General features: G+C 70.9%; 16 protein-coding genes and 1 tRNA gene. 12 read left to right on the top strand and 5 right to left on the bottom strand.

The window, feature by feature from the left end; genetic code table 11:
* Positions 1 to 13 precede the first annotated feature (13 nt).
* The 7 genes from BLT23_RS15300 to BLT23_RS15330 are packed head-to-tail and all read left to right on the top strand — an operon-like array spanning position 14 to position 4,699.
* Positions 14 to 1,291 (top strand): FAD-dependent oxidoreductase, encoded by a 1,278-nt coding sequence (locus BLT23_RS15300; protein WP_090049721.1) that lies wholly within the window; start codon positions 14 to 16, stop codon positions 1,289 to 1,291.
* The gene (locus BLT23_RS15305; protein WP_090049722.1) at positions 1,269 to 1,862 is read left to right on the top strand and encodes a ribonuclease FAU-1 family protein; all 594 of its coding nucleotides are present in this window, start codon (positions 1,269 to 1,271) and stop codon (positions 1,860 to 1,862) included. The genes BLT23_RS15300 and BLT23_RS15305 overlap by 23 nt, the downstream gene beginning before the upstream one ends.
* Positions 1,859 to 2,446 carry a nucleoside/nucleotide kinase family protein gene (locus tag BLT23_RS15310; protein ID WP_090049724.1) on the top strand — a complete coding sequence of 196 codons (588 nt, stop codon included), beginning with the start codon at positions 1,859 to 1,861 and terminating at the stop codon, positions 2,444 to 2,446. Before BLT23_RS15305 ends, BLT23_RS15310 begins: the two co-directional genes overlap by 4 nt.
* A 46-nt stretch (positions 2,447 to 2,492) precedes the next feature.
* Positions 2,493 to 3,038: an RNA polymerase sigma factor gene (locus BLT23_RS15315; protein ID WP_090049726.1), complete on the top strand. Its 546-nt coding sequence runs from the start codon at positions 2,493 to 2,495 to the stop codon at positions 3,036 to 3,038.
* Entirely contained in the window at positions 3,035 to 3,751 is a 717-nt protein-coding gene (locus BLT23_RS15320) for a hypothetical protein (RefSeq protein ID WP_090049728.1), read from the top strand. The genes BLT23_RS15315 and BLT23_RS15320 overlap by 4 nt, the downstream gene beginning before the upstream one ends.
* Before the next feature lie 10 nt (positions 3,752 to 3,761).
* Positions 3,762 to 4,046, top strand: coding sequence for a DUF6412 domain-containing protein (locus BLT23_RS15325; RefSeq protein ID WP_245743971.1), 285 nt, complete (start codon positions 3,762 to 3,764; stop codon positions 4,044 to 4,046).
* A gap of 38 nt (positions 4,047 to 4,084) precedes the next feature.
* On the top strand, positions 4,085 to 4,699 hold the full coding sequence (locus BLT23_RS15330) for a YidC/Oxa1 family membrane protein insertase (protein ID WP_090049730.1): 615 nt from the start codon (positions 4,085 to 4,087) through the stop codon (positions 4,697 to 4,699).
* Here BLT23_RS15330 and BLT23_RS15335 read toward each other — a convergent pair.
* Complete coding sequence (locus tag BLT23_RS15335; RefSeq protein WP_090049731.1) at positions 4,681 to 6,189, bottom strand: PucR family transcriptional regulator; 1,509 nt, start codon at positions 6,187 to 6,189, stop codon at positions 4,681 to 4,683. The two genes, BLT23_RS15330 and BLT23_RS15335, sit on opposite strands and share 19 nt — an antisense overlap.
* A gap of 111 nt (positions 6,190 to 6,300) precedes the next feature.
* On the opposite strand from BLT23_RS15335, the gene pruA reads away from it, so the two are divergent.
* Complete coding sequence (gene pruA / locus BLT23_RS15340) at positions 6,301 to 7,926, top strand: L-glutamate gamma-semialdehyde dehydrogenase (protein ID WP_090049733.1); 1,626 nt, start codon at positions 6,301 to 6,303, stop codon at positions 7,924 to 7,926.
* 90 nt (positions 7,927 to 8,016) lie between these two features.
* Entirely contained in the window at positions 8,017 to 8,940 is a 924-nt protein-coding gene (locus BLT23_RS15345; RefSeq protein WP_090049735.1) for a proline dehydrogenase family protein, read from the top strand.
* Here the strand turns inward: BLT23_RS15345 and BLT23_RS15350 are convergent.
* A complete protein-coding gene (locus tag BLT23_RS15350; RefSeq protein WP_090049737.1) occupies positions 8,927 to 11,353 on the bottom strand; it encodes a tetratricopeptide repeat protein in 2,427 nt (808 codons plus the stop codon). The two genes, BLT23_RS15345 and BLT23_RS15350, sit on opposite strands and share 14 nt — an antisense overlap.
* 175 nt (positions 11,354 to 11,528) lie before the next feature.
* Here BLT23_RS15350 and BLT23_RS15355 point away from each other — a divergent pair, with 175 nt between their 5' ends.
* From BLT23_RS15355 to BLT23_RS15365, 3 genes are all read left to right on the top strand, one after another.
* A complete protein-coding gene (locus BLT23_RS15355; protein WP_090049738.1) occupies positions 11,529 to 13,172 on the top strand; it encodes a bifunctional 3'-5' exonuclease/DNA polymerase in 1,644 nt (547 codons plus the stop codon).
* 279 nt (positions 13,173 to 13,451) lie between these two features.
* On the top strand, positions 13,452 to 14,681 hold the full coding sequence (locus BLT23_RS15360) for a carbohydrate-binding protein (protein WP_245743972.1): 1,230 nt from the start codon (positions 13,452 to 13,454) through the stop codon (positions 14,679 to 14,681).
* Between the two features lie 53 nt (positions 14,682 to 14,734).
* Positions 14,735 to 14,809: transfer RNA gene (locus BLT23_RS15365), tRNA-Val, on the top strand.
* A 52-nt stretch (positions 14,810 to 14,861) separates the two neighbouring features.
* Here BLT23_RS15365 and BLT23_RS15370 read toward each other — a convergent pair.
* Genes BLT23_RS15370 through BLT23_RS15380 form a run of 3 tightly spaced genes read right to left on the bottom strand, consistent with a single transcriptional unit; the run spans position 14,862 to position 21,083 of the window.
* A complete protein-coding gene (locus BLT23_RS15370) occupies positions 14,862 to 17,696 on the bottom strand; it encodes a DEAD/DEAH box helicase (protein WP_090049742.1) in 2,835 nt (944 codons plus the stop codon).
* On the bottom strand, positions 17,671 to 18,993 hold the full coding sequence (locus BLT23_RS15375; RefSeq protein ID WP_090049744.1) for an ATP-binding protein: 1,323 nt from the start codon (positions 18,991 to 18,993) through the stop codon (positions 17,671 to 17,673). Before BLT23_RS15375 ends, BLT23_RS15370 begins: the two co-directional genes overlap by 26 nt.
* Positions 18,990 to 21,083: a tellurite resistance TerB family protein gene (locus tag BLT23_RS15380; RefSeq protein ID WP_176946763.1), complete on the bottom strand. Its 2,094-nt coding sequence runs from the start codon at positions 21,081 to 21,083 to the stop codon at positions 18,990 to 18,992. Before BLT23_RS15380 ends, BLT23_RS15375 begins: the two co-directional genes overlap by 4 nt.
* Between the last annotated feature and the right edge of the window lie 350 nt (positions 21,084 to 21,433).

Genomic DNA, 21,433 nt, shown 5'->3' on the forward strand with positions numbered 1-21,433 from the left:
TCGGGAGGCTGTTGTGCGTGTACTCATCATCGGAGCGGGAACCGGCGGCCTGTGCCTGGCGCAGGGGCTCAAGAAGGCCGGCGTGGACGTCGCGGTGTTCGAACGCGACCGCACGCCCCGCAGCATGCTGATCGGATACCGGGTCGGGATCAGTCCCGACGGCAGCAAAGCGCTGCACAGTTGCTTACCCCCCGAGGTGTTCGACGAGTTCCTCCGCACCACGGCCCGGCCGCCCGTGCGGATCAACATGCGCACCGAGAAGTACAAGGAACTGCTGGTCGGAGACCTGCCGGAGCCGCTGGACGCGAGCCGCAGCGAGCAGTCCGTCAGCCGGATCGCGATGCGCTCGGCGCTGCTGGGCGGCCTCGACGACGTCGTGCGGTTCGACAAGACGTTCACCCACTTCACCCGCAACGACGACGGCACCGTCACCGCGTTCTTCGCCGACGGCACGTCCGAGAGCGGTGACGTGCTGGTGGGCGCGGACGGCGCGCAGTCCAAGGTGCGCAAGCAGTACCTGCCGCACGCCAAGGTCCTCGACAGCGGCATCACGTCGATCGCGGGCAAGCTGCCGCTCAACGACGAGACGGTCAAGCTGCTGCCCCCGCTGGCCGACGGCGCCGTCACGCTGCTGTTCGGGCCGCGCGGCGAGTTCGTGATCGTCCACGTGATGCGCTTCGACAACTCCGACGTCGAGGACGACTACATCATGTGGGGCTACACGGCCTCGCACGACAAATTCCCGGACATGAAGGGCATGAGCCAGCCGGAGCTCAAGCAGGTCGTGCTCGGCATGACCCCGGACGTGCACCCGAACCTGCGCAAGATGATCGCGCTGGCCATCCCCGAGACGGTGTTCCAGATCAAGATCCGCACGTCGGAGCGGCTCAAGCCGTGGGCGCCGAGCAACGTCACGCTGATCGGCGACTCGGTGCACCTCATGACGCCCGGCCGCGGCATCGGCGCGAACACGGCGCTGCGCGACGCGGAGCTGTTGTGCCGCAAGCTCACCGAGGTCGCCCGCGGCAGCAAGGACGTCGTGCGGGCCATCGGCGAGTACGAGGACGAGATGCGCGTCTACGGCTTCGACGCCGTCGAAGCGTCGATGGAGCTGATGGACGGCAACAGCCTCGTCCACAAGCCGGTGATCGGCCGGGTCGCGTCGGCGTTCACCCGGACGGTCCTGCGCTTCACGAACTCCGTGCCCGTGCTCAAGCGCAAGATGCTCGCCGAGGACGCGCACGAGCGCGACCACGTAGATTTGCCGGATGAGGTCGTTCGCGCCGGGTGAGGTGGTCGTGCGGCGTGAGGTGCTGCACGGCGAGGTCTGGTCGGAGATGCCGACCAGGGTGGTCGTCGACGAGCCGGGGCTGCTCGCGGTGTTCGTGGAGCCGGGCACCCGGCTCACCTACCCCGCGCACCACCACCCGCACCCCTGGGACACCCCCGGCCGCGGCTTCTGGCGCGGTCACGGCAAGCTCATGCTGCACCGGCCCGGGGACGCCTACTCCGTCGACCTGTTCTGGAGGGGCGACGACCGGGTCTTCGCCAACTACTACCTGAACCTGCAGGCCCCCTACCGCCGCGTCGAGGACGGGTTCGAGACCCTCGACCACGCGCTCGACTACACCCTGGCCCCCGACGGCACCTGGGAGCAGCGCGACCTCGACGAGTTCGAGGAGCAGGTCGCGGCCGGCAAGTACTCGGCGGCCGAGGCCGAGGCGATCAGGGCGCAGGGCGTCACGATCGAGAAGATGCTGGCGTCCGGCGAGATCTGGTGGGACACGACCTGGGCGGACTGGCAGCCGCCCGCGGACTGGCACCTCCTCGCGGACAGCCTGCTCCCGGCGGACCGGCGGTGAAGGTCCGTCCCCTGACGTTCGACGCGCTCGTCGCCGAGGTCGTCGGCCGGGTCGGCGCGATGGACGGCCGGGTGCGCGTGCTCGTCGACGGTGCCCCCGCCGCGGAACCGGGCAGGCTCGCCGACGCCGTCGTGGAACCGTTGCGCGCACTGGGACGCGCCGTGCAGCGGGTGTCCACGCAGGACTTCCTGCGGCCCGCGTCGGTCCGGTTGGAGCACGGCCGCACCGACCCGTACTCCTACCGGCACGACTGGTTCGACTTCCACGGTCTGCGACGCGAGGTGCTCGACCCGGCGCTCGACGGCAAGGTGCTGCCGTCGCTGTGGAACGCGGCCACCGACCGCGCCAGCCGCGCCGAGTACGTCGACCTGCCGGAGAACGGCGTCGTCGTGGTCGACGGCACGCTGCTGCTCGACCGGTGGCTGCCCGCCGAGCTGACCGTGCACCTGTGGCTCTCCCCCGGCGCCTTGAAGCGCAAGACCACCGAGCAGTGGACGCTGCCGGCGTTCGAGGACTACGAGCCGGTCGCCGACCTCTTCGTGCGCTACGACCACCCGGAACGGCCTGGTCTCGTCGAGTCGTGAACCGCTCTGCCCGCCGCGGACATGAACGGGGCGGAGAGGAGGGTCCGTGACCGACGAAGAACTGTGGGGCGAGGTCCGGGCAGGCGGGGACGAGGCGTTCGGGCTGCTGTTCGAACGCCACGCCCAAGCCGTGTTCGCCTACTGCCTGCGCCGCACCGGCACGTGGGCGGTGGCCGAGGACATGGTGTCCGTGGTGTTCATGGAGACGTGGCGCAAACGGACGTCAGTGCGGGTCGAGGGGTCCCTGCTGCCGTGGCTCTACACCGTCGCGCTGGGCGCCACCCGCAACCACCAACGCGCTCGCAAGCGGTACAGGGCGGCGCTGGGCAGGGTCCCGGCGCAGCACGCCGACGACGACCACGCCGACGACGTGGCACGGCGGGTGGACGCGGAGACCAGGACCAGAGCGGTGATCGCCGAGCTGGAGAAGCTGCCTGCCGGGGACCGCGAGGTGCTGGAGATGTCCGCGTGGTCGGACCTGACCCAGCCGCAGATCGCCGAGGTGCTCGGCATTCCCGTCGGCACGGTGAAGTCCCGTCTTGCTCGCGCGCAACGCACCGTGCGTGGCGCTCTGGTGGAGGAGGTCCTGTGAACATCACGCCCGACGTCCCGCAACTGGACCCGCTGCGGGTGCAGGTCCGCAAGCACGCCCTGCTCACCGAGATCGACGAGAAGCCCTCGCGCCGCTGGTGGCGGATCGCCGTGCCCGCGACGACGCTGGTCGCCGCGGCCGCGGCGGTCATGGTGCTGTGGACGCCGACGAACCCGAACGCCTCCGCGTCCTGGTCTGCGGAGCCCAGAGCACCTGGCGCGGACACCGAGGCGGCGGTGGCGGACTGCCGGACGATGATCGAGGAGCACGACCGCCGCGAGAAGCCGGCGAACTTCCCCGCCGCGCCCACCGAGGTCTCGGTCGTCGACCAGCGGGGGATCATGACGCTGGCGCTGTTCACCGGTCCGCAGAGCGAGCTGCTGTGCCGGCACGTCCAGGGCGGTCGCGCGAGCCTCACCGGCAGCGGGCGCGCGGAGGGCCTGGAACCGCTCGGCGACGAGCTGTTCCGGTCGTTCGGCGCGAGCACGCACTCGGAGCGGGACGGGAGCGACGCGATGCGGATCTTCCGCGGCGAGGTGAGCGGGCAGGTCGGCAAGGCGGTGGTCGAGACGGAGAACGGGCTGGAGGTGACCGCGACCATCGGCGACGGCTGGCTGATCGCGTGGTGGCCGGGGAAGGAGGACGCGAAGCTCGTCAGGCTGTACGACCGCCAGGGCACCGAGATCGGGACCGCACCGGCCGGGATTCGGTAGGCTGCGAGGCATGTGGCGGCCGGAGACCAAGCAGCGGGCGATGCTCGTGCTCGCGGTCTTCCTGCCCGCCCTCTACGCCTTCACGCTGTTCTCGTCACCGACCGAGGTCGTCGCGGCCGTGACCGCGCTCGCCCTCACGTTGGTCGTCCTGGTCGCGCTGGTGCCGCTCTCGGCGGCACCGGCGCGGTCGCTCTCGATCCGCGAACGAGCCCAGCGCACGGCACAGCTGCGCCTGCGGAACCCCGACGCCGCGGGCAGGGCCCGTCCTCGAGCACCGGGATGCCGGACGTTCTGACACGTCCCCAATCCCAACTCAAGACGGAGAACCCACCCTTGTTCGCTGACCTGGGCGCCGCCCTGGCGAGCTTCGGCACGCCCGCGCTCGCCATCGTCGTGTTCACCATCGTCGTGCGGCTCGCGCTGCACCCGCTCTACCGCGCCGCGGTCAGGGGTGAGCTGGCCAAGGCCAAGCTCGAACCGGAGATCAGGAAGCTGCGGGAGAAGCACGGGAAGGACCTCGTCCGGCTCTCGGAGGAGTCGCAGAAGGTCTACCAGCGCAACGGCGTCTCGATGTTCGCCGGACTGCTGCCGATGCTCGCCACCATCCCGTTCTTCATGGTCGTCTACCAGGTCGTCACGACCCCCAACCCGTTGTTGGACGGTACTTTTCTGGGAGTTTCACTAAGCGCTCATTTCCTGAGCACTTTCGCCTGGGCGTTCTTCCTGCTGTTCGGGCTGCTCGCCGTGGTCGCCTGTCTGACCGTGAAGTGGCAGCAGTCGCGGATGACCACGCCCACCCCGGGGTTCCTGGGCTGGCTGGTCAAGGTGCTGCCGTTCGGCACGATCCTCGTGGCGGCCTACCTGCCGCTCGCCGCCGGGCTGTACCTGCTCACCACGACGACGTGGACGATCGCGGAACGGGCGCTGCTCTACCGCATCCTGAGCTGAAGCTGGGCGACGAGCCGCACGAGCGGGTCGTCCAGGTCGAGGTCGATGCGCCTGAGCCGGTACCGCAACGTGTTCGGGTGGACGTGCAGCCGTTCCGCGGCGGCGCGCACGTCCCCCAGCGCGTCGAGGTAGGCGAGCAGCGACTTGGCCAGCTCGGGGTCGAGCGCGTCGATGCGCGGGTCCCGGATGCGCGGGTTGTCCTGCAGCAGAGCCAGGATCTCGCTCACCAGGACCTGGGAGCGGACGTCCGCGAGCGTCGCCACCTCGGCGTCGAGGTCGCGGGCGAGCGCGTCCAGCACGCGTTCGGCCTCCTGCCGGGAGACCTGCGCCTCGTCCAGGGTGGACACCGTCGAGCCCACCGCCGCCTGCACGCGCGTGTGCAGGTGGCGCCGGGCCGTGGCGACGATCTCCTTGGTGAGGCTGAGGAGCTGGGCGTTCGGGGCGAGGTCCGGCAGCAGCACGTAGGTGCGTCCGCCGGACTCGCTCACCAGCGCGCTGCGCCGGTACGCCGCCGCGTGCACGGAGATCAGGCCGGTCATCTCGGCGAGCCGCAGCTCGTGCTCGCTGCGGTCGACCTCGCCGCCGCGCAGCGCGAACACCACGACGGCGGCGGGTTTGCCGGGGTCGGCGCCGATCTGGCCCGCGACGGTGGCGGCGTCCATCCGGCCGGAGAGCAGGGCCGCGAGCAGGTTCTCGCGGAACCTCGACGTGGGCTGGTTGCGCTGCTGGATCAGGTGCGGGGCGGTGACGCGGGCGGCGCCGAGCAACGCCCGTTCGGCCTGCTCGTTCAACGGCTGGTCGCCCTCCTGCACCCAGATCGTGCCGAGCGGCTGCTTGCCCGCGTGGATGCCGACGGCGAGACGGCGGCGGATGCCGAGCTCGGGGCGTTCGTCGATGCGCACGACCTCCTCGCCCGAGCGCAGCAGGTTGTAGACGCCCCACTCGCGCAGCATCTTCAGGTACGGCTCCGGGCCCTGACGGCCGAGGATGGACAGCCTGCGCAGCTCGTCGACCTCGTCGGACGACCGCGAGTAGGCGAGCACGCGGCTCGCGGTGTCCTCGATGCTCACGATGCCGCCGGTCAGCGTGGCGATCGTCTGGGCGAGCGCGAACAGGTCGCCGAGGACCTCGCCGTCGTCGGTCGTCGTCTGCAGGACGCCCTTGGCGAGCGCCTCCAGGTGGCCCCAGCGGACCTCCGTCCCGACCTCCAGCAGCGCCACGCCCGCGTCGACGGCGGCCTGTTCGAGCGCCGGGGACGACTCCTTGACAGCGACGGCGGCGGCCTTGGCCCGTCCGGCGGCTCTGACCAGGGGCAACGCGGCCCGGCCACGGGCTCCGATGACCAGCGCGAGGTCACCGGCGGCCACGTCCGGCGGGTCGTCCGGGTCCACGATCACGACGTCGCGCACCTCGACCTCCAGGCCGTGCGGCGCGACCTGCAGCTCCACCAGCGGGTCGCCCAGCGCGATCAGGAGGTGCCGCAGGCTCATGCTGTCCGATCGTACATCCGGGACGGTGAATCTTGGCGGTTCGCACAACGGACGGTGCCGCGCGCGGACCTACGGTGTGCGTACCGACGCTGACTTAACGAGGAGTTGCGAGTGGACGCGGTCACCCAGGTTCCCGCCCCGGTCAACGAGCCGGTCCTGCAGTACGCCCCCGGCACCCCGGAGCGCGCCGAACTGCAGGCCAAGCTGGCCGAGCTGCAGAAGGAGCCGCTCGAGCTGACGATGACCATCGGTGGCGAGCAGCGCATGGGTGGCGGCCAGCGGGTCGACGTCGTGCAGCCGCACAACCACCGCTCGGTCCTCGGCACCCTGGCCGGTGCCACCCAGCAGGACACGCACGACGCCCTGCGCGCCGCCCGCGAAGCCGCCCCCGAGTGGCGCCGGATGTCGTTCGACGACCGCGCGGCCGTCCTGCTGCGCGCCGCGGACCTGCTGGCCGGCCCGTGGCGGTCCACCCTGAACGCCGCCACGATGCTCGGCCAGTCGAAGACCGCGATCCAGGCGGAGATCGACTCGGCCTGCGAGCTGATCGACTTCTGGCGCTTCAACGTGCAGTTCGCGCGCAACCTGCTGGCCGAGCAGCCGATCTCCTCCCCCGGCGTGTGGAACCGCACGGACCACCGCCCGCTGGAGGGGTTCGTCTACGCGATCACGCCGTTCAACTTCACGGCCATCGCCGGCAACCTGCCGACCGCGCCCGCGCTGATGGGCAACGTCGTGCTGTGGAAGCCGTCGCCCACCCAGTCGTTCGCCGCGCACCTCACCATGCGGCTGCTGGAGGAGGCGGGCATGCCTCCCGGCGTCATCAACCTGCTGCCCGGTGACGGCCTCGCGGTGTCCGAGGTGGCGCTGAGCTCCCCCGACCTCGCGGGCATCCACTTCACCGGCTCCACCGCCACGTTCCAGAAGCTGTGGGCGCAGGTCGGCGCGAACATCGCGAACTACCGCTCGTACCCGCGCATCGTCGGCGAGACCGGCGGCAAGGACTTCATCCTCGCCCACCCGTCTGCCGACCCGGACGTGCTGCGCGTGGCCATGCTCCGCGGCGCGTTCGAGTACCAGGGCCAGAAGTGCTCCGCCGCCTCGCGCGCCTACGTGCCGCGGTCGGTGTGGAACAAGATCTCCGACCAGTTCCTGGCCGAGGTCGAGGCGCTGACCTACGGCGACGTCACCGACTTCTCGAACTTCGGCGGCGCCGTCATCGACCGCCGCTCGTTCGACAAGCTGTCGGGCGTGCTGCAGGCCGCCAAGGCCGACTCGTCGCTGGAGATCGCCGCCGGCGGCACCGCGGACGCCACGGACGGCTTCTTCGTCCGGCCGACCGTGCTGCTCGGCACCGACCCGGCGAACTCCGTGTTCACCACCGAGTTCTTCGGCCCGGTGCTCGCCGTCCACGTCTTCGAGGACGCCGACTACCTCACCGTGCTCAAGCAGATGGAGAACGCGGCCCCGTACGGCCTGACCGGGTCGATCATCGCCCGTGACCGCGCCGCCGTGGCGCACGCGCAGGAGGAGCTGCGGTTCGCCGCCGGCAACTTCTACGTCAACGACAAGCCCACCGGTGCCGTCGTGGGCCAGCAGCCGTTCGGCGGCGGGCGCGCGTCCGGCACGAACGACAAGGCGGGGTCGGTGCACAACCTGCTCCGCTGGGTCAGCCCGCGCTCCATCAAGGAGACGTTCGCGGCGCCCACCACCCACCTCCACCCGCACCAGGGCTGACACCCAGGCCCTGCAGAAGTGAGGGGAACGTCCCCGCGTCACGAACGCGGGGACGTTCCTCCCACCTCGCACACCCCGAGGACGTGAACCATGTTGCGCTCCAGCCTCCTCCTGGCGTCCCGCAGCGCGGGTGCCCGCAAGCTCGTCGAGTCGGCGCCGCTGACCCGGCCCGTCGTCGAGCGGTTCGTCGCCGGGTCCGATGTGGACGCGGCGATCCGCGCCACGGCCGAGGTCCTCGGCGACGGTCGCCTGGTGACCCTGGACCACCTCGGTGAGGACACCGTCGAGGAGTCGCAGGCCGACGCCACCGTCGAGGCGTACCTGACGCTGCTGGCGCGGCTGGAGGCGCAAGGGCTCACCGAGGGCGCCGAGGTGTCGGTCAAGCTGTCCGCCGTCGGCCAGTCGCTGCCGGTGGACGGCGAGAAGATCGCGCTGGAGAACGCCCGTCGCATCTGTGCCGCCGCCGCTGTCGTCGGCACGACCGTGACGCTGGACATGGAGGACCACACCACCACGGATTCCACGCTGGGCATCCTGCGCGAGCTGCGCGTGGACTTCCCGTGGGTCGGCGCGGTGTTGCAGGCGTACCTCAAGCGCACCGAGCAGGACTGCCGCGACCTGGCGCACTCCGGTTCGCGCGTGCGGCTGTGCAAGGGCGCGTACCAGGAGCCCGCTTCCGTTGCGTACCAGGACAAGCACGACGTCGACCTGTCGTACGTGCGCTGCCTCAAGGTCCTCATGGAGGGCAAGGGCTACCCGATGGTGGCCTCGCACGACCCGCGCCTGATCGCGATCGCCGCCGACCTCGCCTCGCGACGCGCCAAGGACACCTACGAGTTCCAGATGCTGTACGGCATCCGGCCCGAGGAGCAGCGGCGCATCGCCGCCGAGGGCAACCGGATGCGCGTCTACGTCCCGTACGGCGACGAGTGGTACGGCTACTTCATGCGGCGCCTCGCGGAGCGTCCCGCCAACGTCGCGTTCTTCGTGCGGTCGCTGCTCACGACCAGCTGAGCGCGGCCTCCGCCTCCCGCACGGTCTCCAGGGCGAACTCCAGCTTGACCGGGTCCCCCACCGCCCTGGCGATCCGCACCGCGTGCTGGGCGAGCTGGAGCGCCTTCGCCGGTTCGTGCCTGGTCTCCACGCACAACCGGCCGTAGATCGTCAGCGCGTCGGCGTAGCCCGGCTGCTGTTCGAGGTCCAGGCCCGTCATGTGCCACAGCACCACGGCCGTGTGCGCGGCGTTGCGCGCCTCGTCCCGGCGTTCGGCGCCACGCAGCCGGCACGCGTGCTGCTGCACGGCCGCGAGGTACGGGCCGGGCGACGACTTCGGCAGCTGCGACCGCCACACGTCCACGGCGAACTCGGACAGCCGCAACGCGCGGACGTGGTGGTCCGACTCGGACAGGGCGTGCGCGGCGGACTGCAGCACCGGCGCCAGCTTCGCGCCGAAGAACTCGACGAGCTGCGACGGCATCCGGTGGCACAGGTCGAGGCACTCGTCCGCCGTGCGCAGGGCCCTGTCGTCGCAGCCGTGCAGGAGCTGCTGCTCGACCAGGGTCGCGAGGGCGATCAGCAGGTCGGCCTGGTTCCACACCAGGTCCTCGGCCACCAGCTCGCGGTGCACCTCGACGGCCTCCGCCGCCGCGTCCAGGTCGTCGGCGATCTGCGCGAGCACGAGCAGCGCGGTGCCGAGGCCCTTGCGGTCACCGGTCTCGCGCCACGCCATCACGGCCTCGCGCGCCGTGAGCTCGGCGTCCAGGCCCTCGCCGAGCTGCCGCAACGCCTGGCTGTAGCGCATCAGCGCCTCGGCCAGCTCGGCGCGGAACGTCTCCGGGTTCACGACGGCGAGCCGGCGGAACAGGTCGATGGCCTCCTTCACCGTCTCGCTCGCCGCCTCCGCCCTGCGCAGGTCGATCAGCATCGTGCCCGCCACGACGAGGTTGCGGGCCAGCTCCGGCTCGAACCTCGGGTCCTCCTGCGCGAGCACCCGCCAGTTCGCGGTGGAGAGCTGCATCGAGTCGGCCGCGTGCTGCGTCTGCCCCTCGGCGAGGTAGCGGCGGGCGAGGGTGGCCGCGACCCGCGCGAAGTCGGCCCGGAACAGCGCCGGGTAGGTCTTCGCGAGCTCCTGGAAGAGCAGCGTGGCGCGGCTGATCGCGGTCATCGCGGCCTCGTCCTGGCCGAGCGCCTGGTAGCGGTGGCTGATCTGCTCCAGCGCGGTCGCGAGCTGCGGGATCGTCTCCTGGTCGTCGAGCGCGATGTCGTGCCAGAGCTCGATCGCCTCCTCGGAGACGGCCAGCGCCTCCTCGCGCCGCTGCGCGTTGATGAGCCGCAGGCCGAGGTCGCCCAGCGCGTCGGCGAGCAGCGGCCGGTTCTCCCTGTCCTGCCGCACCAGCTCGCGGTAGCACTCCACCTCCCGCATCGAGGCTTCGACGGACTCCTCGCGCAGCCCGCACAGCATCGTGCGGGCGCTGAGCATCCCGTACATCTCGGCGCGCTCGAGGGTGCCCTCCGCGCGGTCGATCAGCCTCCGGGTGAGCAGCGACGGGACGGCGTCGACGACGAACCGCTCGTCGTGGAAGATCTGCCGGGCGATGTGCTCCGCCGTGCGGAGGGAGCCGATCTCCGCGGCGATGCGCAGGCTGTCGCAGGCCATGTCCGGCACGACCTCGGGCGTGGCGGCGATCAGCTCGTCGAGCCGCGGCACCAGGTGGGGCCACCGCAGGGCGGCGCGGGCGAGCAGGTCCGGGTCCGGGTCGTCCGGCGTGGCGACGGCGAGGTGGTCCTCGGCGAGACGGCCCGTGAACGGGCCAGCGTCGTGGTCGAGCAGCGTGCGGACGAGCTGCGTGCGGTTGACGTCGCACGGGTCGCCGCGGACGGCCGTGAGCGCGGCCAGGTGCAGGTCGAGGACCGTCTCACCGGCGATGTTCGGCGGCGGCTCGTGCGGGGCGGGCACGCCGAGCCGGTCCGCGAAGCACCGGCAGGCGAGGGCGAACGACGTGACCCTGTCCTGCACCGTCGGAGGCAGGGCGAGGTCGGTGACCTCGTGGTCGAAGTCGGCGACGCGCTGGCGGGTGGAGGACCACCACCAGCCGGTGATCCGCGCGGCGAACAGCACCCGCGTGCGTTCCGGACCCTGCCGCAGGGTGTCCTGCAGCTTCTGGAAGACGTCCTGCCACGGCAGCCGGTCGGCGTCGTCGACCACCAGCAGCCTGCCGTGCTCGACCGGGTCCCAGTGCTCGTCGCGGAAGTGCCGCAGCAGTCTGGTCTTGCCCGCGCCCGCAGGGGCGTGCAGCAGCAGCGACGCCTGCGGTGCGGGGCTGTCGCGCCAGCGCAGCAGTGCTTGCAGCTCGGTTTCCCGGCCGTGGAAGGGAACCACCTGGTGGGTGGGATCCAGCAAGGCGGCGACGCTGGGTGCTCGGTCCACGGCTTCATAGTCGGCCGGTGCTCCGGCCAGGGGTAGGAAGACCACACCATCGTGGACTTTTCCCTCGTCCGCCTCACCCCATCGCTGTCTGGCTTGGAGCAGCTCCATCAGCTGCGGCCGGGTTGGTTTTCAGCCTGGACTGAAACTGTCGGACCCGCCCGGCAGAATCGGGGACGTGCTGGTCGCCCTCGTCCCGGAAGAGGACGGCGCGGGCCGGTGGCAGGAGCTGCACGACGACGGGACGCCGGCCGGTCCCGCGATGACGGCTCCGTCGCTCGCCTCCGCCGTCGCCGAGCTGGAGCGCGCCCACCGGCCGCGCTGGGTGTGGGCGGACACCTCGGAGGTCTATCCGCCGCTGCTCGGCGCGGGTGTGCGCGTGGAGCGGTGCTGGGACCTGCTGCTGACCGAGTCGCTGCTGCTCGGCGCCGAGGGCAGGCACCGCGAGCCCCGCGAGCTGCCGGCGGCGGTGGCCCGTGCCCTGGGGCTGCCCGCACCGGCCGACGCGGGGCACCGCAAGCCCGACGCGGAGCTGACGCTGTTCGCGCCGGAGCCGGTCGTGCTGCCCGGCGGGACCGACGAGCTGGCCGCGGTGTCGCTGGTTTTCCGGGCCCAGCAACGAAACCCGGCGCTGGGGCTGCTGATCGCGGCGGAGTCGGCGTCGGCGCTCGCGGCCGCCGAGATGACGCACCACGGGCTGCCGTGGCGCGAGGACGTGCACCTGCGGATCCTCGAGGAGACGCTGGGACCGCGGCCCGCTCCCGGTGCGCGGCCGAAGCTGCTGCAGGACCTGGCCGACCAGGTCCAGGAGGCGCTCGGCGGCCGGGAGATGAACCCGGACGCGCCGGCGAGCATCGTGCGGGCGTTCGCGCGGGCGGGCATCGACATCCCGTCGGCGCGGCGGTGGGTGGTGAAGAAGGTCGACCACCCGGCCGTGGCGCCGTTGCTGGACTACAAGGAACGCGCCCGGCTGTGGGTGGCGCACGGCTGGTCGTGGCTCGACACGTGGGTCTCGGGTGGACGGTTCCGGCCGGACTACGTCGTGGGCGGCGTGGTTTCCGGGCGGTGGGCGTCACGCGGCGGTGCGGCGTTGCAGATCCCGCGGTCGCTGCGCCGCGCCGTCGTGGCGGACGAGGGCTGGTGCCTGGTCGCGGCGGACGCCTCCCAGCTCGAACCGCGGATTCTCGCTGCCCTGTCAGGGGATGCGCGGCTGATGGAGGTCTGCGGCGACGACGACCTGTACGCGGCGCTGGCGGCCGACTCGTTCAAGGGCGAACGCCCGCGCGCGAAGATCGCGATACTGTCGGCCATGTACGGCGGCACGTCCGGCGAGGCCGGGCCGTTGCTCGCCGTGCTGCGCAAGAGGTTTCCGGTCGCCGTGGGGTACGTGGAGGCGGCGGCGCTGGCGGGCGAGCAGGGCCGGATGGTGCGCACGCGGCTGGGCCGCACCTCCCCCGCGCCGTCCGCCGCCTGGCAGGAGCTCACCGGCGGGGCCGACGACTCGGGCGAGGTGTCGCGGTCGTCCCGGCAGGCGGCGCGGAACTGGGGGCGGTTCACCCGCAACTTCGTGGTGCAGGGCAGCGCGGCGGACTGGACGGCCGCGCTGCTGGGCGTGCTGCGCACCCGGTTGCCCGCCGACGCGCACTTGGTTTTCTTCCAACACGACGAGGTGCTCGTGCACTGCCCACGCGAGGAGGCGGACGCCGTGATCGCGGCGATCGCCGAGGCGGGGCGCGAGGCGACGAGGCTGCTGTTCGGCGAGACATCGGTGCGCTTCCCGATGAACGCCGTGCCGGTGGAGTGCTACGCCGACGCGAAGTAAGTCCAAACGAGACGTACCGCGACCTCGACGATCGGAGCCGTTAGCCCGAACGGGCGCTTGCCCTTACTTCGTGAGAGCGCTCTCATAAATGGACTGCACCCGTGACAAGGAGGTCACTCGCGCATGAGGCCAAGCCGCCGCGCACTCGCGGCCACGACAGCGCTTATTGCCGCGGTACCCCTGGCGCTCGCCGCTATGTCCGCCAACGCTTCGATCCCACCCCCTGCAGCGGGATGGACGCAGGTGTGGGGTGACGACTTCAACGGTCCGAACGGATCCTTGCCGTCCAGCTCCAACTGGATCATCGACCTCGGCCACGGCTACCCCGGCGGACCTGCCAACTGGGGCACCGGTGAGATCCAGAACTACACGAACAGCACCAACAACATCAAACTCGACGGCAACGGCAACCTGCGCATCACCGCCCTGAAGGACGGTGCCGGCAACTGGACGTCGTCCCGCATCGAGACCCAGCGGTCCGACTTCAGACCCCCCGCCGGCGGCAAGCTCGCCATGGAGGGCCGCATCCAGATGCCGAACGTGACGGGCCAGGCGGCCCTGGGCTACTGGCCCGCGTTCTGGGCGCTCGGGTCGCCGTACCGCGGCAACTACTGGAACTGGCCGGGCATCGGCGAGTTCGACATCATGGAGAACGTCAACGGCATCAACTCCGTGTGGGGCGTGCTGCACTGCGACGTCGCACCCGGCGGTGCCTGCAACGAGTTCGACGGCATCGGCAACTCCCGCGCGTGCCCCGGCTCGTCCTGCCAGAGCGCGTTCCACACCTACCGCTTCGAGTGGGACGACGCGGCCAAGACGTTCACCTGGTTCGTCGACGGCCAGCAGTACCACCAGGTGTCGCAGTCCCGCCTCGGCGCCGACGTGTGGAACCGCATGACGTCGCACGCCGGCTACTTCATGCTGCTCAACCTCGCGATGGGCGGCGCGTTCCCGAACGCGCTGAACAACAACCAGCCGACCCCTGTCGCGGCCACCCAGTCCGGCCACTCCCTCGTGGTCGACTACGTGGCCGTCTACTCGACTGGTGGCGGGACCACCACTCCCCCGACGAGCACGACCACGACCACGTCGAACCCCGGCGGCGGGGGCTCCGCGTACAACGAGCTGCAGGCGGAAAGCGCCTCGGAACGGTCGGGCGGTTCGGTGTCACCGGGTGACGGCGGCTCCGGCGTGCACCAGATCGCGAACGGCGGCTACCTGAAGTTCTCCGGCGTCAACTTCGGCTCCGGCCCGGCGCGGCAGTTCTACGCCCGCGTGGCCTCCGGCGCGGGCGGCGGCGTCAGCGGCCTGATCGAGGTGCGGCTCGGATCGCGCACCGCGGCACCGGTCGGCTCCATCGCGGTCGGCAACACCGGCGGCTGGGAGGCGTGGAAGACCATCCCCGCGAACATCTCCAACATCTCCGGCACGCACGACGTCTACATCACCTTCACGAGCGGGCAGCCAGCTCCGTACGTGAGCGTGAACTGGGTGAAGTTCGGAACCTGACCCCCGGCTTCGCGGTGGCCCGTCCGTCCGCTAGGATTTCGTCCGTTCGCCGCGGACGATTAGCTCAGCGGGAGAGCACTACCTTGACACGGTAGGGGTCACTGGTTCAATCCCAGTATCGTCCACCAGAAGTACACCCGGAGGGCCTGTCGGTGATCATCACCGGCAGGCCCTCCGGCGTCACCACGAAACGCCGTGCTCTGGTCCGATGACGACCTTTCGTACCTCGTGGGGCGCATGGGCCAGGTAGTGGCGCAGCAGATCCGCGGTCGCCTTGGCATCAGCCAAAGCACGATGGGCCGCGCCATGGCCACCGGGCACGCCGACCGCCGCCAGGCAGTCCGGCAACCTGCGGCGCCCCGCCTGATGGATGCTGCTGTCGAGCTTCATCGTGCACAGCGACCCGCGAGGGGTGAATGGGTGACCGGCGCGGGCGAACTCCGCGTCCAGGAAGTTCAGGTCGAACGAAGCGTTGTGGGCCACGACGACGGCGCCTTCCAGGTGGATGGCGAGAGTGGGCGCCACGTCGGCGAACACCGGGGCACCGGCCACCTCGTGCTCGGTGATGCCGTGGACCTCCATGGCCGCGAGTGGGCGCTGGGGATCGACCAGTGAGCTCCATTCGCTGAGCACGGTCCCGTCCGGGGCGACGCGGACGACCGCGACCTCGATGATCCGGTCGTGACCCCTGGCGGCGAAACCGGTGGTCTCGATGTCGACGACCGCGTAGACCGCCGGGGTGGTGATGAGGGGCGGCGGGACGTGAGGAGTTCCGGTGATGACATCCACGTCGTACTCGGGCAGCCGGCCGACCAGGTCCACGAGGGCGGAGCGGGCTCCTGCCATGTCGAGGTATCCCGCGGCATAGGCGCGGGTGCGCAAGTGCTCGCCGAGGTGGACGTCGTGCTTCTCGACCACGGTGTCGGGCAATGCGGCGGCGATGTCCTCGGCGGTGGTGTCGTCCTCCAGCAGCAACTGCTGGAAAATCGCGCGCAGCTGCGCCGGGGTGCACTTCGGCACGGTGAAGGCGACGCCGTCCCGGGCGGCCTGCACACCGGCGCGGGTCAGCCAGGCCGTGAGGGTGTTGAGAACGCGGTCGCCGCGCCAGGGGAACACGATGGTGTCGTCACCCCTGGCGAGTGCACCGTTGCGAGTGAGGTCGAAGCGGCGGTAGGCCGCACGCCCCTCGTCGAGCAGCCGTTGAGCGGTGGCGTCGAGGTAGGCGGGGACGTCGTCGGACTCGTACCAGGTGCGCATGCGACGGCGGACCTCGTCGTGGATCTCGGCACGGCCGCCGGCGAACCTGGGCGCCCGTCCGCCGTGGGAGGGCTCGACCTGGATCAGGGACGCCCGGTCGTCCACGGAGACGACCTTCCAGCGCCTGCCCGCGAAGATGACGAGTGAACCGACCTCGGTGGGCGTGGTCACGTGCAGCGTGCCGAGCGTGCGGGAGCCGTGGACCAGCCGGTACTCCTGCTTCTCCGCGAACACGGCGTAGAACGAGTAGCGGTCGACGATCTGCTCCCCGACCTTGCCGAGCAGGAGCAAGCCGTCGGGTTCCTGCTGGACGATTCCGGCGTGGCCCAGGTCGCGCAGGAGTGCCGCGAAAGTCGCCTTGTCGACGTGTGAGAACGGCCCGGAGAGGCACAGCGCCCGGAACAGCTCGACCGGATGAGCTCCCTGGTGCTGGGCGATGACGGACATGACCTGCTGCACGAGCGTGGACAGATGCAACGAGGACGTGTCCGCTGGCTCGTACCAGCGCTCAGCGAGCAGACTCATCATCGCCACGGCTTGGAACAGCTCCGCGCGCAGTTCGTCCTGGGGCGTGATGTCGGCCGTGATTTCCTGAGCGGTCACGTACATGCGCAGCACGGCGGGTTCGCCCCGCCGCCCGGAACGGCCGATGCGTTGCCGCAGGCTCGCCACCGAGGGCGGCGCCCCGACCTGGGCGACCGAGGTGAGGGTGCCGATGTCGATGCCCATCTCCAGAGTGGAGGTGCACAGCACGGTGACGGGGCGGCTGCTCTTGAGCAGGTCTTCGACGTGCTCCCGCACGTCTTTGGCGAGGCTGCCGTGGTGCGGGAAGAACTCGTTCGGCACGGCGCGTTCCTCGCTGCGGCGGCGCAGCCGGTCCGCGTACAGCTCGACGTCGCCGCGCCGGTCGAAGAACATGAGGTTGTTGCCACCGCGCAAAGCGGTGAAGACGTGCTCGCTGATCCGCTCGACGGAGATCCCCACGTCGGACTCGTCGTCGTCCCCGGCGGTGGCCGCTTCGTTCACGTACCCGCGGAGGATGACGCTGATGTCGCTGCTCTGGTGTGACGCGGTCAGCAGATGGACGTTCCCGCCGTCGCCGGGGCGCAGGTAGTCGCGCGCCGACCCCATGTCGCCCAGGGTGGCCGACAACCCGATGCGGGGAACCCTGCGGCGGACGACGAGCTCGACGCGGTGGAGCAGGGACTGGAGCTGCGCGCCGCGCTCGGTGCCCATGAAAGAGTGCATCTCGTCGACCACGACCCACCGCAGGGCCCGCAGCAGCCAGCCGATCTCCGTGCCCCGCAGGACGAACATGGCCTCCAGCGACTCCGGCGTGATCAGCAGGACGCCCTCGGGCTTGGTGAGCACCTTGGCCTTGGCCGAACCCGGTACGTCACCGTGCCAGCGGTGCACCGGCAGGTCGAGGCTTTCGCACAGCTCGTCGAGGCGGCGGTGCTGGTCGTTGATCAGCGCCTTGAGCGGTGACACGTAGAGCACCTGGACGCCACCCTCGGACACCTCGTCGAGCAGGGCGGAGCAGATCGGCAGGAACGCCGCCTCCGTCTTGCCCGACGCGGTGGCCGCCGAGACGATCACGTCCTCGGTGCCCTTGAGCACCAGGGGGATCGCCTGCTCCTGGGCGTCGTTGAGCTTCGGCCACCCCTGGCGGTAGACCCAGCGCTGGACCTTCCGGTGCAGGCGGAAGAACTGCGAGGACGCCGGCGAGGTGTCAGAGCCGGAAGGTGGCCAGCTCATCGTCCACTCTCGACTCGTCCGGCTCCGCCGCCTCGATCGGTTCGAGGTCGGGGTTCCGCTCCGCCTCGAAGCGCACTCCACCGATGAGCGGTTCCCACGGCTGGCCGGGGTTGTTCTCCAGCACCGACAGCAGGTTGAGGAACTCGCGGATCGTGGTGCGCGGGGTGCGGAAGTAGGCGTCACCGATGTTCTGCGAGCAGTGGTGCATGAACGCGTGCAGCGCCTCGTCGGGCACGAGGTACTGCTGCGGGTCGCCCGAGGCGTGCACGTGGCGCAGCTTGGTGAGCAGGATGTAGAAGTCCTCCTGGGTGAGGTTGGTCAGCCGCAGCACCGGGCCCGAGTGGTCGACCAAGCCGTTGGTGGCGAAGGCGTTCTCCGCCAGGCGCGACTGCAACGCCTCGTAGGAGTACAGGCCGCGGCGGGTGTCCATGAGGAACTCGGGCGTGCCGCCGAACAAGAAGCCGACATGGGTGCTGATGCCCTGGAGGCTGTCGTTGACGATGCGCAGGATCTGCTCGTAGTTGGCGGACCGGGCCTGCGAGGAGGTCAGCTTGTAGAGGTTGACCATCTCGTCCAGGCACACCAGCAGTCCGCTGTACCCGGCCATGCGCACGAACCGGGAGAGCAGCTTGAGCTGGTCGTAGAAGCTCGCGTCGTCCACGATCGTGCGCACGCCGAGCGCGGCGCGGGCCTCGGTCTTGGTGGTGAACTCGCCGCGCAGCCAGCGCACCGCGTCGATCTTGAGCTGTTCGTGGCCGGTGTCGTGGCCCCGCCAGTACGCCTCGACCACCGTGCCGAAGTCGTAGCCGCCGACCAGTTCGGACAGCTCGGCCATGCGCTGCCGGATGACGATCTCCGGTGCCACGCCCTGTTCGCGCGCGGTGGTGAGCGCCTGGGAGACGAACCGCTCGACGATGCCCGCCAGCGCGCCGCCGTCCGGCTTGGCCGAGGTGGAGGTGTTGCGGGCCAGTTCGGCGTAGAGGCTGCGGGCCTGGCCGCCGGTGGCGTGCAGACGGCGATCGGGCGCGAGGTCGGCGTGCATGGTGACCAGGCGCTTCTTCAACGCGGCCGCGCGGATGAGGTTCAGGAAGAACGTCTTGCCCGAGCCGTACTCGCCGATGACGAAGCGGGCCGTGGAACCGCCGTCGGCGACGCTGTCAAGGTCCCGCAGCAGCGACTCGACCTCGCGGGCACGTCCGACCTGGACGTGCTGCTGGCCCGACCGGGGCACGACGCCTGCCCGCAGCGACTGGATGATCGCGTCGCGGTCCCTGGGCCGGATGCGCGTGTCGTTCATGCGAGCAGTTCTCCCATTGCGTAGTCGTTGATCACGAGCTTGTCACCGTCGTCCTCGACGACCGGTTCGTCGGCCACCTCGATCGCCGCTTCGTTGAGCACGTCCAGCGCGCCTTCCGGCAGCAGCGCGGTCTCGGCACACAGGGCGTCGAAATCCGCACGGCTCCAGGACGGGTGGGCGGCCAGCTTTCTCAGCAAGGTCGAGTGGGCCGCGTCGAGGGGACCGACGAGCTCCACCTCGACGACCGGTGCGGGTGGCTGTGGTGCCGTCTCGTCCGGTTCGTCGTCGAAGACGTCGGCGAGCAGGGCCGCGACCGCGGCGCTCTCCCGCATCTTGGCCTCCACCAGGGCGGGGTCCAGCCGGATGGCTCCGGCCGGTGGCTCGGGCTTCGGCGGCGGCGGGATGAGGTGGCCGGTCGGGCCGGTGTCCGCGGGCACGACGACCACCGGTTCGGTGGCGGGTGCGGGCCGGGCCGGCGTGGCGGTGAGGGCGTGCAGTTCGGTGTACACCGAGTCCGGCTCCTGCCCCAGCAGCTTGTAGATCTTGCGCAGCGTGTCGACCTCGGCGGGCGAGACGACGCCGTCCACGGCCGCGATGGCGGTGGCGAACTCGGCGACGTGGCTGCGCTGGGCATCGGTCAGGGCGCCCAGGCGCTTGGTGAGCCCGGTCAGCTTCAGCTTCGAGGCCAGCAGCCAGTCCAGGTGGGCGGTCAGCCTGCACCGCTCCCCCGGCGTCAGGTGCAGGCTCGACTCCAGGTGGGAGACCAGGTGGTCGCGTTCGGCAGCGGACACGTCGTCGTCGGCGGCCGAGACGACCGCGGCGAGGTGTAGCAACGTCGTGGCGGCGGTGTACTCGGGTGTCGCGGTCGTGGGCTGCGCGGCGGTGACCCGGAACAGCACGGCCGGTCCCGCACTGTGCACGGAAGCGCCCATGCGCACGTCGGGCTCGATGCCGACGCCCAGCTTGTCCAGCAGCTGCGCCAAGCCGACCGCGTCGGCCTTCGCGAACTTGCCGGGGGTGCGGGACGGCCAGAGGGAGGTCAGGTCGGCCAGTTCGAACCGTGCCTGCCGCACGTCGTCCGGGAGAGTCCGGCCGACCAGGTCGCGCACCGGGCGCAACCCGTCGAGGTCGCCGGTGAACAGTTCGTCCGGCAGCAGGGCCAGCGCGGGAAGCGTTCCCGCTGCCTCGGGTTGACGGCCGATCAGGCGGCTGTAGGCGTCCAGGTCGTCGGTGCACGACTCGACCAGCGCCTTGAGCGCCTTCGTCGGCGCGGCGGCGGTGAGCACGTCGGGCACGTCCAAGGACAGGCTGGTCGTGCCCAGCCCTCCACTGGCAGGGCGGTAGGAGAGGGCCACCCGGCCTTTGAGCGGGCGGACCTTCATGCCATCGGTGTAGCGGGCCTGGTAGCGGACGTTGAACAGCGCACGGAACTCGTCGGGGCACCGCGTCACGGGCGTCCGCGGGTAGATCTCGGGGTGGAGCATCGCCCACGACCAGGCCCACTCGACGGGTACCGGAAGCTTCTCGGCCGCGAAGCGGCCGACACCCGCGCGCAGGGTGAGCGGCGGGGACCACCTGTCGTGCTCGGCCGGGTCGGGCGCGGCGCCTTCTCCCTTGGTGATGAGGGCGCACAGAACCTGCTGGAACTCGGTCGCGTACCCGCGGAAGGACGAGTTGCCGCCGTAGACGGAAAGCAGGCGGACGACCTCCCCGAGGATGCGCGGCAAGTCGGCCCGCGCATCCGGGTCCTGCCGCGCGTCGACCAACGCGCGTCGCTCGAGACCGTAGAAGTAGAGGAACACGTAACCGATGTAGGCGTCGGGAGCCCACCGGCCGCTCTCCAGCCACAGCAGGTACGCGGCCCTGCTCCGCGGCGTCATCGAGTGGTAGGCAGGCCAGTAGTCCATGTCCTGACCGGCGAGGTCGGGCTTTCGCCAGTCGATCGGCAACGTCGGGTCGACGACCTCGACGTTGTGGCGGAACACGGCCTCGCCGCGGGACAGCTTTCCGAGGTAGATCATCCCGCCGGGCAGCGACCGGCCCGCCACCGTCGCCGTCGTTCCCGCCGGAACCCAGGCCGGAGCGGACACCGCAGGCTTTCGGGGTGGAGCCGGCCGGGGAGGCGGAGCCGGAGGTGGGGTGACCCGCGGCGGCTGGGCCGCGACGACCGGCAGGGCGGGCGGTGGCAGAGGAGGTGCTGGTGCGTACTGCGGGGCAGGTGGCGGCGGTGCGTACTGCGGGGCGGGTGGCGGCGCGATCGCGGTTGACCCGCCCCCGAACCTCTGGCGCAGCCGGTCGAACAGCCCCACTCGGCCTCCTCGGGTCTGCGCCGTCCGGGCGGGACGGGCTCGAAAAACGGTGATAGCGACTACGTCGCGTCAGATCCATTCGACGTTAGCGCCCAAACGGGTGAATTACGTCGGTGACACTTTCGCCTTGT

The sequence above is a fragment of the Lentzea fradiae genome, from assembly GCF_900100955.1.
Lineage (GTDB): Bacteria > Actinomycetota > Actinomycetes > Mycobacteriales > Pseudonocardiaceae > Lentzea > Lentzea fradiae.